At 39.2% G+C, this 16,174-nt stretch carries 14 protein-coding genes; 11 read left to right on the top strand and 3 right to left on the bottom strand.

All coding sequences use genetic code 11. The annotated features are described in order from the left end of the window. Positions 1 to 8 precede the first annotated feature (8 nt). From pyrH to metG, 10 genes are all read left to right on the top strand, one after another. Positions 9 to 746: a UMP kinase gene (gene pyrH, locus AX662_RS07505; RefSeq protein ID WP_002885551.1), complete on the top strand. Its 738-nt coding sequence runs from the start codon at positions 9 to 11 to the stop codon at positions 744 to 746. Positions 747 to 760: 14 nt separating this feature from the next. Next, positions 761 to 1,318, top strand: coding sequence for a ribosome recycling factor (frr, locus tag AX662_RS07510; RefSeq protein WP_002885567.1), 558 nt, complete (start codon positions 761 to 763; stop codon positions 1,316 to 1,318). Between the two features lie 89 nt (positions 1,319 to 1,407). Then, on the top strand, positions 1,408 to 2,265 hold the full coding sequence (gene cvfB, locus AX662_RS07515) for an RNA-binding virulence regulatory protein CvfB (RefSeq protein ID WP_021144622.1): 858 nt from the start codon (positions 1,408 to 1,410) through the stop codon (positions 2,263 to 2,265). 8 nt (positions 2,266 to 2,273) lie between these two features. Then, entirely contained in the window at positions 2,274 to 2,489 is a 216-nt protein-coding gene (locus AX662_RS07520; RefSeq protein WP_002885591.1) for a YozE family protein, read from the top strand. A 238-nt stretch (positions 2,490 to 2,727) separates the two neighbouring features. Next, entirely contained in the window at positions 2,728 to 3,981 is a 1,254-nt protein-coding gene (locus AX662_RS07525; RefSeq protein WP_060972078.1) for a LysM peptidoglycan-binding domain-containing protein, read from the top strand. Positions 3,982 to 4,060: 79 nt separating this feature from the next. After that, positions 4,061 to 5,122 (top strand): PhoH family protein, encoded by a 1,062-nt coding sequence (locus AX662_RS07530; RefSeq protein ID WP_060972079.1) that lies wholly within the window; start codon positions 4,061 to 4,063, stop codon positions 5,120 to 5,122. A 126-nt stretch (positions 5,123 to 5,248) separates the two neighbouring features. Continuing rightward, a complete protein-coding gene (locus AX662_RS07535; protein WP_060972080.1) occupies positions 5,249 to 5,947 on the top strand; it encodes a hypothetical protein in 699 nt (232 codons plus the stop codon). A 152-nt stretch (positions 5,948 to 6,099) separates the two neighbouring features. After that, the gene (locus AX662_RS07540) at positions 6,100 to 7,146 is read left to right on the top strand and encodes a hypothetical protein (RefSeq protein WP_060972081.1); all 1,047 of its coding nucleotides are present in this window, start codon (positions 6,100 to 6,102) and stop codon (positions 7,144 to 7,146) included. Positions 7,147 to 7,276: 130 nt separating this feature from the next. Then, positions 7,277 to 8,152, top strand: a complete 876-nt coding sequence (locus tag AX662_RS07545; protein WP_060972082.1) for a hypothetical protein — start codon at positions 7,277 to 7,279, stop codon at positions 8,150 to 8,152. Positions 8,153 to 8,261: 109 nt separating this feature from the next. Continuing rightward, the gene (gene metG / locus AX662_RS07550; protein ID WP_002885480.1) at positions 8,262 to 10,265 is read left to right on the top strand and encodes a methionine--tRNA ligase; all 2,004 of its coding nucleotides are present in this window, start codon (positions 8,262 to 8,264) and stop codon (positions 10,263 to 10,265) included. Between the two features lie 233 nt (positions 10,266 to 10,498). Here metG and AX662_RS07555 read toward each other — a convergent pair whose 3' ends face one another. The 3 genes from AX662_RS07555 to AX662_RS07565 form a co-directional block, all read right to left on the bottom strand. Continuing rightward, complete coding sequence (locus tag AX662_RS07555; protein ID WP_060972083.1) at positions 10,499 to 11,344, bottom strand: aldo/keto reductase; 846 nt, start codon at positions 11,342 to 11,344, stop codon at positions 10,499 to 10,501. A gap of 10 nt (positions 11,345 to 11,354) precedes the next feature. Then, complete coding sequence (locus AX662_RS07560; RefSeq protein WP_002885507.1) at positions 11,355 to 12,251, bottom strand: LysR family transcriptional regulator; 897 nt, start codon at positions 12,249 to 12,251, stop codon at positions 11,355 to 11,357. 238 nt (positions 12,252 to 12,489) lie between these two features. Further along, the gene (locus AX662_RS07565; protein ID WP_060972084.1) at positions 12,490 to 13,230 is read right to left on the bottom strand and encodes a CPBP family intramembrane glutamic endopeptidase; all 741 of its coding nucleotides are present in this window, start codon (positions 13,228 to 13,230) and stop codon (positions 12,490 to 12,492) included. A gap of 410 nt (positions 13,231 to 13,640) precedes the next feature. On the opposite strand from AX662_RS07565, the gene AX662_RS07570 reads away from it, so the two are divergent. Then, a complete protein-coding gene (locus AX662_RS07570) occupies positions 13,641 to 15,578 on the top strand; it encodes a GbpC/Spa domain-containing protein (protein WP_060972085.1) in 1,938 nt (645 codons plus the stop codon). The last annotated feature ends 596 nt before the right edge of the window (positions 15,579 to 16,174 follow it).

Below are 16,174 nucleotides of genomic sequence, written 5' to 3' on the forward strand. Positions count from 1 at the left end.
GAGAAATCATGGCAGAACCAAAATACAAACGTGTCCTCATTAAGCTTTCAGGTGAAGCTCTAGCTGGTGAACGAGGTGTTGGGATTGATCTTCCAACTGTCCAAGCTATGGCTAAAGAAATTGCTGAGGTAGCGGATTCAGGTATTCAAATTGCTCTAGTTATCGGTGGTGGTAACCTTTGGCGTGGGGAACCTGCAGCTGAAGCAGGAATGGATCGTGTTCAAGCAGACTATACTGGTATGCTTGGAACAACTATGAATGCCCTTGTTATGGCAGATAGTTTGAAACAACTCGGTGTTGATACACGTGTTCAGACAGCGATTGATATGAAATCTGTGGCAGAGCCTTATATTCGTGGTCGTGCCCTTCGTCACCTTGAAAAAGGTCGTATTGTTATCTTTGCAGCAGGTATTGGTTCACCGTACTTCTCAACAGATACAACAGCGGCTCTTCGTGCAGCTGAAATTGAAGCTGATGCTATTCTTATGGCTAAAAACGGCGTTGATGGTGTCTACAATGACGACCCTCGTAAAAACGCTGATGCTGTCAAATTTGATGAATTGACCCACGTGGAAGTTATCAAACGTGGTTTGAAAATTATGGATGCCACAGCTTCTACCCTTTCAATGGATAATGACATTGACCTTGTTGTCTTCAATATGAACGAACCAGGAAACATCAAACGTGTTATCTTTGGTGAGCAAATTGGGACAACTGTATCTAACAAAGCAGAATCACACAAGTAAGAAAGAGAGAATTTATGACAAACGCAATTATTGAAAAAGCAAAAGAACGTTTCGCCCACTCACACGAGTCATTGGCCCGTGAATTTGGCTCTATCCGTGCAGGTCGTGCCAATGCCTCACTTCTTGACCGCATCACTGTAGAATACTATGGTGCTCCAACACCACTTAACCAATTGGCTTCAATCACGGTTCCTGAAGCACGTGTCCTTTTGATTTCACCATTTGATAAAGGTTCAATTGCTGATATCGAACGTGCGATTAATGAATCTGACCTTGGAATCAACCCAGCTAATGATGGTTCTGTTGTACGCTTGGTTATCCCAGCACTTACAGAAGAAACACGTAAAGAGTTGGCTAAAGAAGTGAAAAAAGTCGGCGAAAATGCTAAAATCGCTATCCGTAACATCCGTCGTGATGCTATGGATGAAGCTAAGAAGCAAGAAAAAGACAAAGAAATCACAGAAGATCAATTGAAAGCTTTGGAAAAAGATATCCAAAAAGCAACTGATGACGCTGTTAAGAAGATTGACAGCATGACAGCAGAAAAGGAAAAAGAACTCCTTACTGTTTAATCAATAGAAAAATAAGGAGAGTGGGACAGAAGCAAAAGAGCATGGACTATGTTAGCTTCCTTGTCCGACTCTCTTTTTAGAGGAAAAAGATGAATACATTACTTGGAACGATCATTACTGCCCTAGTAACTGATGAAAATGATAAATTTTACTTTGTACAAAAGGACGGTGTGACTTTTGCTTTATCTAAAGAAGAAGGAGAACACGCTATTGGTGACATGGTTACAGGCTTCGCCTATACAGATAGCAAGCAAAAATCACGTCTGACTCAAAAGGAAATCAAGGCAACTCGCGATTCTTATGATTGGGGAGAGGTCACTGAAGTTCGTAAGGATTTGGGTGTCTTTGTAGACGTAGGAATTCCAGATAAGGAGATTGTTGTCTCTCTCGATGTTTTGCCAGAACTCAAAGAGCTTTGGCCTAAGAAGGGGGATAAACTCTACATCAAACTCGATGTTGACAAAAAAGACCGTATTTGGGGACTTCCTGCTGAACCTGAGGTCTTTCAACGTATGGCTGGACCTGCTTACGATAATATGCAAAACCAAAAATGGCCAGCTATTGCCTACCGTCTCAAATTGTCAGGAACTTTTGTTTATTTGCCAGAGAATAACATGCTTGGTTTCATCCATCCATCAGAACGTTATGCGGAGCCACGTTTAGGTCAGGTCCTTGAAGCACGTGTGATTGGGTTCAGAGAAGTTGACCGGACTCTTAATCTTTCTCTTAAGCCACGTTCTTTTGAAATGCTCGAAAATGATGCTCAGATGATTTTGACCTATTTAGAGAGCAATGGTGGCTTTATGACACTTAATGACAAGTCATCACCAGCAGATATCAAGGCAACCTTCGGTATTTCTAAGGGTCAATTTAAAAAAGCTTTAGGTGGTCTGATGAAGGCAAAAAAAATCAAACAAGATCAGTTTGGAACAGAATTAATCGGTTAGGAGAAGGCATGAGAAAATCCTTTTATACTTGGCTGATGGCCCAGCGTAATCCTAAATCCAATGAACCAGTAGCAATCTTGGCTGATTTGGCTTTTGAAGATTCAACCTTCCCGAAGCATACCGATGACTTTGAAGAAGTCAGTCGTTACTTGGAAGATCAAGCTAGCTTTTCTTTTAATCTAGGGCAGTTTGACCAGATTTGGGAAGATTATCTAGCCCATTAATAGTGACTAAGTTTACGATAAGCATAATGACTTTTAGCATTTTCTTAAAAAAGTAATTACCATTTGAAATGGGATGAATTGTTACAATTTTTTACAAATATATCAGCTTTTTTTCAATAAATTAGGCTTGTTACAACTAGTTAGTAATTGCTTTAAAGTGTAGTAAATCACCCCTCTTTTGACAAAAAGTGTGATATTATTGTAGATGTTAAAATTGTTAAAAAGGAATGAATTATACATGTTATCAAAATCTAAAACAACAAAGGCTCTTCTTTACTCGACCGCAGCACTTTCACTTTTTGCTGCAAGTCACGTACATGCCGATGAAACTTCAAACTGGGCAGCACGTTCAGTAGATCAAATCAAAGCAGATATCGCTGTAAGTGATAACCAACAAACTTATACAGTTCAATACGGTGATACTTTGGGAAGTATCGCTGAAGCTATGGGTATTGATGTGAACGTTTTGGCTAACATCAATCAAATTACAAACATTGATTTGATTTACCCTGGAACAGTCTTGACAGCAACTTACAATTCTGATAATCAAGCAGTCTCTGTTAGAGTTGAAACTCCAGCTTCAGAAACATCAACCACACCTGTAGTTGCAGAAGCTAATTTGACAACTAACGAAGTGACTGTAAATGGTCAATCTGTAGTTGCAGCGGACTTGACAGCTCCAGTTGAAACAGTAAGCACAACAGCTACTCAAGCACCTGCTACAGAAGAATCAACTCAAGCTGTTTCAGAAGTAACAGAAGCTATCGCATCAGCATCAGAAGCACCAGCATACGCAGAAACTGAACAACCAGTTGCTGATGCTATCGATCATGTAACGGCGTCAGCAGAAGCTACACCTGAAGCAGAAACTACTCCAGCTGCTGAAACACCAGCACAACCTGAAGTAAAAGAAGAAGCTCCAGCAGCAACGTCAGAAGCGTCTTCAGAAGCACCAGCAACTTCAGAGGCACCAGCAGAACAACCAGCTGCAGAGCCAGCAGCAACATCAGAAGCTCCAGCAGCTTCAGAGGCACCAGCAGAACAGCCAGCGGTAGAACCAGCAACAACATCAGAAGTGGCATCAGAAGCACCTGCGGCTTCAGAGGCACCAGCAGCACAACCTGCATCAACAAATACACTTCCAACGGATCCACACCTTCAACCACAAGCTGAAGCTTTCCGTCAAGATGTAGCAGCACAATTCGGTCTTACTGACATCGGTGGTTACCGTGAAGGTGACCCACAAGACCATGGTAAAGGACTTGCCGTTGATGTTATGGTACCAGTTGGTTCAGAAGTTGGTAATCAAGTCGCTCAATATGCTGTAGACAATATCTCAAATGCAGGTATCTCATATGTCATCTACAGACAACAATTCTACGCACCGGTAGATAATATCTACGGACCAGCTAACACATGGAACCAAATGCCAGACCGTGGTAGCGTTACTGAAAACCACTATGACCACGTTCACGTGTCATTTAATGAATAAGTCAGAATAATAAAAAGTCACGCTTGGCGTGATTTTTTTGATATAATGGATAAAAATACTTAAGAAAGAGGAACTCTATTTGCAAGAGTATTCTGTTGAAATTACCCTAAATCACCCAGATGATGTCTTATCACTTTTTGGAACCAATGAGCGACATCTAAAACTTATCGAAGAAAACCTAAATGTTATCATTCATGCTCGAACAGAGCGTGTGCAGATTCTTGGAGATGACGAGGAAAGTGTTGAATTGGCTCGCTTGACCATTCAAGCCCTCCTTGTTTTAGTGGAGCGTGGAATGCTAGTCAACACATCAGATGTTGTCGCAGCCTTGACCATGTCTCAAGATGGTTCAATTGATAAGTTTGTTGCTTTATATGAAGAAGAGATTATCAAGGACAATAGTGGTAAGCCTATCCGAGTGAAGACTTTAGGACAAAAGGTCTATGTTGATAGCATTAAAAATCATGATGTGGTCTTTGGGATTGGTCCAGCCGGTACAGGGAAGACCTTTTTAGCGGTTACCCTTGCAGTTACAGCTCTTAAACGTGGTCAAGTTAAACGTATTGTTCTAACGCGTCCGGCGGTTGAGGCAGGAGAGAGCCTTGGTTTCTTACCTGGAGATCTCAAGGAAAAGGTAGATCCTTACCTTCGTCCAGTTTATGATGCCCTCTATCAAATTCTTGGTAAAGAGCAAACGACTCGCCTAATGGAACGTGAAATTATTGAGATTGCCCCCCTTGCTTATATGCGTGGTCGTACCCTCGAAGATGCCTTTGTTATCCTTGATGAAGCGCAAAATACAACCATCATGCAGATGAAGATGTTCTTGACTCGTCTTGGGTTTAATTCTAAGATGATTGTTAATGGAGATATGAGCCAGATTGACCTTCCACGTCGTGTTAAATCTGGTCTTGTCGATGCCATGGAGAAATTGAAGGGAATCAAGGCTATTGATTTTGTTCATTTCTCTGCCAGTGATGTCGTACGTCACCCAGTTGTTGCCGATATCATTAATGCTTATGAAAAAGATGCACCTAAGTTTGATCTTGAGAAAAAATCAGAAGAATCAGACCAGGCTAAAGAAGTAGTATCAGGATTGACCGAATACCCAGTCATTGGTGCTGAGGATCTTGAAAAGTAAATAGATGAAAAGAGGTTTGAGAGTATGAGTTCTCAACCTCTTTTTCTTTGGTAGTCAAGTCACAGATTTCCTCTCTATTTTTGGTAAAATAGTATTGAAGAATAGGCCAATAAGGAGGGGAGAGGTATGACTAAGGCAAAAAAATGGAAGATTGGGATTATTGTTTTTCTAGGACTTTTTGCGACAGTTTTGATTGCCATAGGAGAGGGAAGATTTTGGAAGTATCAACAGAACTATATTCCAGATGGTACCTATCAGATGGTAAAATATGAGACGCCTTGGGGAAAACATAAGGAATTAATCGATAATATGCCCGAATATGAGAATGGAGACTTATTTTTAAAAGACTTTATGGATGTGAAAGACATGAAAGCTCAATATTATTCTTATTCTGTTGGTGATGGAGAGCTTGATGTTGATCTATTAGAACACGATGAAAAGCTCCCACAGACTTTTGATCCACGCACAGGGACTTTGAAACAGGATTTAACACCCTCAGAATATGGGAATAAGGTTCATTCTAATCTTCAAAAGTTCAATAAAGACGGTGGTCAATTTAGAAAATGGCGAGAGATTTCTACTAGTGAGTGTGTTGAAGATTATAAAAGAATGTTGAAACGAAAACGTACTTACGAGAAAAGACCTAAAGGCTTCGCAATAAATGTTTATGATACGAACGGAAATATTTCTTCTCGAAGAGTTTTTGAGCGTTTGAGTTCGAGTGAGGCAGAGGACCTTCATTTAGATTACGAAGGTGCATATAAATTTGTAAAAGAGAGTAGATTTGATTGGCAAACGGAAAGTGATTTTCTCATCTGGCGTTGAACTACTTACCGACCAAGCACCTCTTTACTATCGAGAATCATAGCCAAATGTTTTATTAAAAAACCTTACAGTCTTTATGATAATTGTCAAATACTATTTCACCATTTATTTTGGTACAATAGAACAGTAGACCAATAAAAAAGGAGATTATTATGAACCAGCAAGAGTGGATTGAGTACTTTGAATTAGTCAACGGTCGTAAACCAACTCCCGCAGAGTTATCTCAAGCTCAAGCAGCAGGCGAGTTTATCCTTGAACGACCTAATATTTTTAGCTCAAATGGACAAGTGACGGAGCAAAGACCGATTAAACCAGCTGAACCTGTAATTGCTATGACGCAACAGCCTCAGTTTGCCCAAACAACAGCAACCTTCCAACAAGTCGTACCTGCTAAAAAAGGTATGTCTAAGAAAACTAAGATTATTTTGGCATCAGTCTTTGGTACCTTGGCAGCGATTTTACTTATCGTTGGTGGCTATTCATTATGGCGTTATCAGTCAGGTAAGATTGCGGATGGAACATATGAGGTAGTGGCCTATTCTTATCGTGATGAAGATAAAGATAAGATGGTAAATGCTTTCGATGAATTTGATGATGTCTACTCCTTTGTAGAAGTAAAAAATAATAGATCTAGATACTATTCTTATCTCGAGGACAATAAATCACCTTATGTTAGCTTGTTAGAGTATGAACATGAAATCCCTCAGCAGTTCGATCCATGGAATAAAACTCAGACAGAAGTTTTAACAGTTGAAGAGCTTGAATCTACAGTCAAAGACTTCATGAAAGATATGTCTAAGGATTATTCTTTTTACACTAAAGACGCTACAAAAGAAGCCGTTAAAGAATCTGTAAAATCTTACAAGAAATCTCTCAAAGAAAAACGAACTTACGTCAAAAAAGGTGACGAGTATACGCTATCTACTTATGACAAGGATGGAGAACTTCAATCCCGTGTTACTTATAAGCGTATGAGTAAGGGGGATGCTGAAGAGCGTTGGGATGATTATAAGGATGCAATTAAAGATTATAAGAAAGAATTGAAGACTTATAGTGATCAGTACGACGAGTATAAGGATTACTTTAATTATGGTTATGGAGGTGACTACGGTTATGGTTACAGCGATGACTATGGTAGTGGTTCTAAATCAGGCTCTGACGATAGTAAAAGCAGCAAAAAAGGCATTGATAAAATTTAATCAGCCAATGATGTAAATGAGCAAAGTGGTACAAGAAGGAGAGCTAAAACTCCAGTCTGGTATCGCTTTTCTTTTTATGGAAATAGTCAAATAGCTTTGGAGTCTTTTTTCTGGTAGAATGGAAATATCAATGAAAAAGGGGACTTTTATGAACGAAAAAGAGTGGTTAGATTATTTCGAAACAATCAATAATCGTAAGCCGACAGAGGAAGAAATCCAACAGGCTAAAGCTAGTGGCGATTTTATTTCTCAAGGGCCTAGGGTAGAGAAAGTCAAGCCACAAGTTCAACTCAGAGAACAGGTGACACAACCAGTTTTACAAGTTAGGACTCCTAAAACAGGATTGTCTAAGAAGGCAAAAATCATAATAGTTTCTCTAGTTGGGACAATCCTTCTAGTGGCACTTTCATTTGGTGGCTATGCATTTATGCACCTGCAAAGCGGTAAAATACCTGAAGGAACCTATCTACTTGAAACTTATCGCTTTTACCATAAAGATAAGAAGAAAATGGTTGATGGTATGGAATCTTTCAAGGAAAGTGGCCTAGAGGCTCATGATTTTGTTAAAGTCAAAGGTAACAATGTTAAATTTTATTTTTATACCTTAGCTGGCGGGAACAATCTGGTTGACTTTACAGACTATGATACTGACGAAGCATACCGTCCAGATGCTTGGTCTAGAACGCTTAAACCAAACATGTCACTATCTGAATATTCGAAAGTCATTGACCAGGCAGTAGATAATCAATACAAAATAAGTGAATATCGAACTCAGGCTGATAACGATGAAAGTAAAAAGATTTACGTTAAATCCTACAAAGAATCTCTTGAAGAAACCGTTCGATACAAGGTTAAGGGTAATAAATTGATTGTCACTACTTATAATAAGAAAGGCAAACTTACAGAAGAAAGAAGTTTCAAACGCCTATCAGAGGATGACGTGAAGAAATTAGATTATGACTATGAACGTGATGTTAGAGCGGATAAAAAGCTCTTTCAAAACTAGTAATGTTTAAAACCAGCTTAGCTGGTTTTTTTAGTGTCCAAAACGTGCTATAATAAGATGTTATATCATCAGTGTTAGCCCATTTGTTAACATATGAAAGGAAATTAAAATGACAAAAACATTCTACATCACAACACCTATCTACTACCCATCTGGTAAATTGCATATTGGTTCTGCTTATACAACTATTGCTTGTGACGTCTTGGCACGTTACAAACGTATGATGAACTATGATGTCTTCTACCTTACTGGGCTTGATGAACACGGCCAAAAGATTCAACAAAAGGCTGAAGAAGCAGGAATCACACCACAAGAGTATGTGGACGGTATGGCTGTTGGTGTTAAGGACCTCTGGCAACTTTTGGATATCTCATACGATAAATTCATCCGTACGACTGATGATTACCATGAAAAAGTTGTTGCTCAAGTTTTCGAGCGTCTCTTGGAACAAGGAGATATCTACCTTGGTGAATACTCAGGATGGTATTCAGTTTCAGATGAAGAATTTTTCACTGAAAGTCAGTTGGCAGAAGTTTACCGTGATGAAGAAGGTAATGTCATTGGCGGGGTAGCTCCATCAGGACATGAAGTAGAGCTTGTTTCTGAAGAATCATATTTCTTTAAACTTAGTAACTACGCAGACCGTTTGACTGCCTTCTTTAAAGAACATCCAGAATTTATCCAACCTGATGGTCGTATGAATGAAATGCTTAAAAACTTCATCGAGCCAGGCTTGGAAGACTTGGCTGTGTCACGTACAACCTTTACCTGGGGAGTAAAAGTACCATCAGATCCAAAACACGTGGTTTATGTGTGGATTGATGCTCTTATCAACTATATCACTGCCCTTGGTTATGGTCAGGATGAGCATGGTAACTTTGATTTATTCTGGCAAAATGATGAAAACCACGAAATCATCCACATGATTGGTAAGGATATCCTTCGTTTCCACTCAATCTACTGGCCAATCATCCTTATGGCTCTTGATTTGCCATTGCCTACACGTCTTGTTGCCCACGGTTGGTTCGTCATGAAAGATGGTAAGATGTCTAAGTCTAAAGGAAACGTGATTTATCCAGAAATGTTGGTAGAGCGTTTTGGTCTTGATCCACTCCGTTACTACCTCATGCGTAGTCTTCCAGTCGGTTCAGATGGCACCTTCACACCAGAAGACTACGTGGCTCGTATTAACTACGAATTGGCTAACGACCTTGGAAACCTCCTCAACCGTACAGTTGCCATGATTAACAAGTATTTCGGTGGTCAAGTGCCTGCCTATGTTGAGAACGTTACAGACTTTGATGCTGATTTGGCTAAGGTTGTGGCTGAAAATATCGAAGAGTTCCACAAACAAATGAACGCTGTAGATTTCCCACGTGCCTTGGACGCCGTTTGGAATATCATTTCACGTACCAATAAGTATATTGATGAAACAGCTCCATGGGTCCTTGCAAAAGAAGATGGTGACAAGGAACAATTGGCAGCTGTTATGGCTCACTTGGCTGCTAGTCTTCGTGTGGTTGCCCACCTCATTCAACCATTCATGATGACCACTTCAAATGCCATCATGGAACAGCTCGGATTGTCAGGAGCGTTTGACCTTGAAAATCTTGAACTTTCAGCTTTCCCAGAGAATGTGACAGTCGTTTCAAAAGGTACACCAATCTTCCCACGTCTTGATATGGATGAAGAAATTGCCTACATCCAATCTCAAATGAACGCAGGCAAACCTCAAGAGAAAGAATGGAACCCAGAAGAGGTCGAACTTAAGTCTGAAAAAGACCAAATCAAATTTGACGACTTTGACAAGGTTGAAATCCGTGTTGCTGAAGTTAAAGAAGTGGAAAAAGTCGAAGGTTCAGACAAATTGCTTCGCTTCCGTCTTGACGCTGGCGACGGAGAAGACCGCCAAATCCTCTCAGGTATCGCTAAATTCTATCCAAACGAACAAGAATTGGTCGGCAAAAAACTTCAAGTCGTGGCTAACCTCAAACCACGTAAGATGATGAAAAAATATGTCAGCCAAGGTATGATTCTTTCCGCAGAACATGACGGCAAACTCACTGTCTTGACAGTAGATCCATCTGTTCCAAACGGAAGTGTGATTGGGTAAAATATTATATAAAAACAGTTTTTCAATTCGTAGAATTGCTAAACTGTTTTTTACTAAACTTCGGTTGTGAGTAAAGCGCTTGAAAGACATCTAAGTCTAGCACTTAGGAGTTCTGATTCCTTAAAACTGAAAATTATTTACTGGAGAATATCACCTAAGCTCCGTCACTACTTAAAGAAAGCCACAAGAGGAGCTAGAGTATAAGAAAAACGAGTTCAGTCGAACTCGTTTTCTTATACACTATATTTCAATAAATGCTTAATGCGTTCCACACTTTCATCAGGACCATAAGCATTTGGGTATCGGTCCAGTCTACTAATAGCATCAAGATCTGCTTGGTCTAAGTGGAAGTCAAAACTATTAAAGTTTTCCTTCATCCGTTCGATATGGGTACTTTTAGGAATGGTCAGAATGCCTTGTTGGGTTTGCCATCTGAGGATGACCTGAGCAACTGTCTTGCCATGTTTGTCAGCGATAGCAGTCAGAGTTGAGTCCTGAAAAATACCATCCTCTCCTCTGTGAAAAGGGGCCCAGGCTTGTGTTAGGGTACCGAATTCCTTATCAGCTTTCTGAATCAGTTTGTGTTGTTTATAGGGATGCAACTCGATTTGATTGACTGCTGGAATAACAGGTGTTTGCAAGGCAAAATCTGCCAAACGTCCTGTTGAGAAGTTAGAAACCCCAATGACTCTAATAAGTCCTTCATGCTGAAGCTCAATCATAGCACGCCAGGCACCATGTAAGTCGCCAAAAGGTTGATGAATCAAATATAAATCAAGATAGTCAGTATCTAGTTTGCGAAGTGTTTCTTTTAGGGCTAATTTGGTATCTTCGTAGCCGAGCTGGCTAATCCAGGCTTTACTAGTCAAGAAAATATCCTCTCGAGGGATACCAGATGACTTAATGGCACGTCCAACAGCCTCCTCATTTCGATAAAGACTAGCAGTATCAATTAATCGATAGCCTACAGAAAGAGCGTCTTCAACGGCTTTTTGACATTCCTTTTGATCGAAAATTTGCCAGACACCAAAACCAAGCACGGGTATTTTGATGCCATTGTTAAGTGTTTGAAATTCCATTTTCTTCTCCTTAGTGGTGGGGTAGTAAGCTATCCTGAATTTCCTCGATAAATGCTTGAATAATTGCGGATTGTTTCTGTTTATTATTTGTCACAAACCCCAAGGTGTGCTTGGGACTGTTCTTCAGTGGAAGTAAAACAATTTGGTCCTTAATGAAACTATTAACAATACCGAGGCCAGAAGCGTAACTATCTGAGGCACAGAGCAAATTCATGACACTGCCTCGGTCATTACTGTAAATCACTTGTTGGTCAGGCAGAACCTCGAGAGGATCTTCGTCAAAATGAATTCCAGAGCTTTCTTGACGAAAGCGGACCTGTGGGTATCCCTCTAAATCTTTGAGGTTGAGGGATTTTTTGTGAGCTAGGGGATGTTGGCGACCTAAGAAAATCTTGGTTTCAAACTCTCCAAGTGGGGTAAAAGTTAAATCCATGTGTTGGAAACTGCGTTCTAGGATATGGTCGTTATCTTCATCTAGATAAATAATCCCCAGATCACTTTCGAAGCTTTCAACGCTTTTGAGAATCTTCCTAGTTGTTGTTTCAATCAGTTGAAATTCTTGATAATCACTACGAAAACGTTGGGCAATGTGAGCCATGGGAAGTGACAAGAAATCGTAGTGGTGACTGGCAACAGTGAATGATTTCTTAAAGGATTTGCGATAGCGTCCTTCTAGTAGATCTAGCTCTCCAAGAATACGTTTGGCGTATTTGAGAAAATCATGACCGTCATCAGTTAGTTTAGCTCCTGTATTGGAACGTTCAAAGAGTTGGACTCCAAGTTCTTCCTCTAAATCACGGATGGATGCTGAGAGATTAGGTTGAGTCAAAAAGAGTTTTTTAGCAGCCTTACTAAAAGACCCTGTTTCAGCGATAGTCTGAACATAGCGACATTGTTGAAAATTCATAAGCATCCCCTTTAAAAAATATGATTGTAGGTCATATTATAACAAAATGAGAAGTCTAAAATCAGCAAAATTCTGATAGGAATAGATGAAGACTTGATATGAAATTTCTATGATTAAATCGTTTTAGGAGTAATAATGGAAATTGAGATAAGTTGTAAGAATGTGGTGCTGATAAATGAAAAACTGCATCCCCAGGTTAGACACCAAAAATCTAACTTGTGGGATGCAGTTTGAAATATTAGTCATTAAGATATCTAATGGCTTTCAATTTTTTAGGACGAATAAGGAAGAGTCCTAGGGCAATTAAAGGTAGCCAGAAAATGAAATGCCAGATACTTGTAGCTGGTGCAGCCTGTGTTGATTGCGAGAGAAGGACACTGGCAAAATCAACCAAACAGTGCAGAATAATAGTCCACCAGAGACTACCAGTACGTAGGTAAATAGCAGCAAAGAATATTCCTATAGCTGTCGCATAATAAACCTGGAACAAGGTAGCGTTCAAGGGCTGGTGAGTGAGGTTTCCAAGATGGGCTAGTCCAAAAAATATGGCAGATAAGAAAACGACTCCTAAAACCTGTTTTGAAGATCTAATACCATCTTGGAAGGCGAGTTTAAGGAAAAGTCCACGAAAAAAATATTCCTCAAAAAACCCGGCTCCTAAGGCAATAACCAAGGCAGTTCCTATCATGTGAGGTGCTTTACTGATCCCAAAAGCAACCGCAGAAAGATAGAAGAAATCTGCCAAAAGAAGAAACCAACAAACCCCTAAGGTTTCAGACCAACTTATCTTTTTAGTCGATTTGATCTTTAATCCAAGGCGTCTCTGTACGAGGAAATAGTATAGACACATAAGGCCAAGCGTTTTAATGAGATAACCTATATTCTCAGGCAGAGGCTTAAGAATCAAACGCAGTACAAGGTTCGCTAAAATAATACTAACCCCAAGAAGGATCAGCAATCTCATTTCTTTTTTTGTCATTGAAAAGTCCCCCAACTTTCTTAACATTTTTTTTAAGCATACGACGAAAAACGCTTAAAGTCAAGGTCTTGAAGGTGTTTTTTATGTGTTTTTAGTAATGAAGAGGTCACTTCATGTTAACCCGAATATAGTAGAAAACATATGTTATCTTAGAAACAGTCCTTTATGAGAAAAAAATGAACGGCTGTAAGAAAGTAATAAGTGAAAACTCTATGAACCCCTTACGAATTACAATTAATTGTAAAGAGATGGTTGAATTATAACAAAAGTGTGTCAAATTTTAAAAACATGTAGCAAATATATAATATTTTTTTCAGAAAACTATTGCCAAATTTTGAAAATCACGGTAGTATATTAAACGGTGAAGAAAATAGGTTAATAAAATGTTAACCAAGAAGGAGAAAGTGTAAATGAAAGTCAATCCATTTAAAACAACATTGTATTCAAGCGTATTGCTTGCAGGACTCGCGGCTACAAGCGTAGCAGCTGCGGATGAAGCTAAAGATGTAACAGCAACTACTGATACTGATGCAACCGTATCAAATACGACTGCAGAATCAAGTGCTAATCTTGTTAAAACAACAGGTGATGCAGCGGTTGTCACTACAGTACCTGGAACAGAAGAAAAAACTACTACTGAAACAGATACTACTGTAAAAACAACAACTAAAGCTATTGCGGAAGTTTCAAATCCTGACTTCGATAACGCTGTTGAAGCTGCAACAACGACTGCAGCAGCATCAAAAGATTCTGCTGATGTTAAAGCTGTTCAAGATCAAGCAGCTAAAGATGCTCAAGAAGCTTCAAATACAGTTGTTTCTGAAAATAAATTGACTCGTGAAGAAGCTGATGCAGCTCTTACATCTGCTAAAGCAAATGTTGTTGCAACAGGAGGATTCACAGCTACAGAAGAAGCAGGTGTTAAACACACTAGCGTCGAAGCTGCTAACAATGACAACAAAGTTCAAACAACAGCTTTGACAACTGCGGTTTCAGAATATAAACAAAAACTTGCAGATTACAAAACACAATTGGACAAATACTACCAAGACGTTCTTGCTTATGCTGCTTGGGAAAAATCATACAAGGAATATACTGGTGGAACAACAGCTCGTCTTTTGACAAAGGGCTTGGCTGAAAATGCCACTGGCTTGATTTATAAAACAGAATCTAATGCTACTATGACTGTTGAAAACTCAGCAGGTTCAGTTGACTACTTGGATAAAACAATCCAATCAGGTCACTCAGTAGATGAAATCCTTGAACAATTCAACACATCTCGTTACATTCCAAGTGACTTCAGTGCAGCTAACGGTACACAGTACACTATCAATGCTGATGGTGAATATACTGAAGATGTATGGTTGAAGATGGCTACAGGTCAAACGTTGACTGTAACATACAACAATCTAAACGGAACATCATTCAATGGTACTCCAGTTAAGAAAATCGTTGCAACTTACACTTTGGTAGAAACACCAAGTACAGATGGTTCAGCCATTGTTAAGTTGTACCACGATCCAACGAAGACACTTTTCATTGGTTCACAAACTGACGACACTAACAAAAAACTTCATGTTAAGATGAACTTGAACTTCTTTGATTCTGAGTCATCAGTGAAACCACTTGATTTGTCTAAGAATGGATCAGTTTTGAGTATCTCATCACTTAACCACTGGAACACTGAACTTGGAAACCACATTGAAAAAGTTGGTTTGAATGGTAATGAATACGTTCAAATCCCTGGTTCATCAATCACTTTGCATGAGGATGGTTATGCTTATGCAACAAACGATAACGAATTTGTGGCTAACGGTTCACGCTTTAACAGTGACCCAACAGTTGATCCAACAACTGGTGAAGTCACAGATGAAGGTTGGGATGCGATTAACCCAGATGGAACACCTCGTACGAAGAATGCCTACTATGGTGCTGCTGCAACAATCTTCAAAGGCCAACCAATGGACTTTATCGTAAGCGGAAATAACCTTAACGTTCCAACTGCTTACTGGTTCGCAACTAACTCAACAGTAGTTGTTCCTGAATTGCCAGAAGAACCAAATAAACCAGTTCTTCCAAATACTGTTTCAGCATCAGTTACTTACCACAAAAACTTTGTGTCTGTTGAAGAAACAACTGAGAAACCAAAACCTCAAGTACCAACAACTCCAACAGAACCTACACCAGGTAAACCTGTAACACCAACATCAGTACCTGTAAAAGAAGAAGCTCCAGCTCTCCCAGCTACTGGTGAAAAATCAACAGCAGCTTCTGCAGCAGCAGGTGCAGCTATGGTGACATCAGCTTTGGCCTTGTTCGGTATCTCAACTTACAAACGTAAACACTAAGATAATACCAAAAAAGCTAGGAAATTTTCTGACATTTAGTAAAACTACTTGATTTAGACTCAAAAAAGAAAAATTGATATACATTTTCTAATTTTTTCAAAACTGTAAAAAGGCCTATATTATAGGCTTTTCTCTATAGCTAACCATGTAAAAAACAAGGGTCTAAATATTATTTTCAAAAAATATGAAATAAATTAATTGACAAAAAATTATAATACAGTATAATAGATTGTGTTAGGAAGAGTTTGTTTTTTTGGCAGGGTGACTCCCTAGTCCAAAAAAGACTAGCTTAGAATCTGGAATTCTAAGTTATCAAATTCCAATGTTTCATTGTGATGATTTAAAAAAGAGAAGATTTAAACAGCAAAAAAATTAGATTAATCGATTTTAAACATCAGCATCATCGTAGCGGGAGCTAGCGGTATTTTTAATCCGTGTAGAGCAAACGACAGATTCAAAAACAGCAGAATCGGTAGAGACTAATCTTCAAAAGCGAAGAGGGAAAGAAAATAAAGCAGTAACTGCTAATATACCTATCAGAAGGTGGATTAAACCTAATGACTGATAGGTGATATGTTTTGAGAGTGGCGTTTTTA

This window comes from Streptococcus sp. CCH5-D3 (assembly GCF_001556435.1).
Lineage (GTDB): Bacteria > Bacillota > Bacilli > Lactobacillales > Streptococcaceae > Streptococcus.

Bases quoted from the DNA above. Each gene is read 5' to 3' on its own strand.
- pyrH (WP_002885551.1), top strand. From the start codon at position 9: ATGGCAGAACCAAAATACAAACGTGTCCTCATTAAGCTTTCAGGTGAA.
- frr (WP_002885567.1), top strand. From the start codon at position 761: ATGACAAACGCAATTATTGAAAAAGCAAAAGAACGTTTCGCCCACTCA.
- cvfB (WP_021144622.1), top strand. From the start codon at position 1,408: ATGAATACATTACTTGGAACGATCATTACTGCCCTAGTAACTGATGAA.
- AX662_RS07520 (WP_002885591.1), top strand. From the start codon at position 2,274: ATGAGAAAATCCTTTTATACTTGGCTGATGGCCCAGCGTAATCCTAAA.
- AX662_RS07525 (WP_060972078.1), top strand. From the start codon at position 2,728: ATGTTATCAAAATCTAAAACAACAAAGGCTCTTCTTTACTCGACCGCA.
- AX662_RS07535 (WP_060972080.1), top strand. From the start codon at position 5,249: ATGACTAAGGCAAAAAAATGGAAGATTGGGATTATTGTTTTTCTAGGA.
- AX662_RS07540 (WP_060972081.1), top strand. From the start codon at position 6,100: ATGAACCAGCAAGAGTGGATTGAGTACTTTGAATTAGTCAACGGTCGT.
- AX662_RS07545 (WP_060972082.1), top strand. From the start codon at position 7,277: ATGAAAAAGGGGACTTTTATGAACGAAAAAGAGTGGTTAGATTATTTC.
- metG (WP_002885480.1), top strand. From the start codon at position 8,262: ATGACAAAAACATTCTACATCACAACACCTATCTACTACCCATCTGGT.
- AX662_RS07555 (WP_060972083.1), bottom strand. From the start codon at position 11,344: ATGGAATTTCAAACACTTAACAATGGCATCAAAATACCCGTGCTTGGT.
- AX662_RS07560 (WP_002885507.1), bottom strand. From the start codon at position 12,251: ATGAATTTTCAACAATGTCGCTATGTTCAGACTATCGCTGAAACAGGG.
- AX662_RS07565 (WP_060972084.1), bottom strand. From the start codon at position 13,230: ATGACAAAAAAAGAAATGAGATTGCTGATCCTTCTTGGGGTTAGTATT.
- AX662_RS07570 (WP_060972085.1), top strand. From the start codon at position 13,641: ATGAAAGTCAATCCATTTAAAACAACATTGTATTCAAGCGTATTGCTT.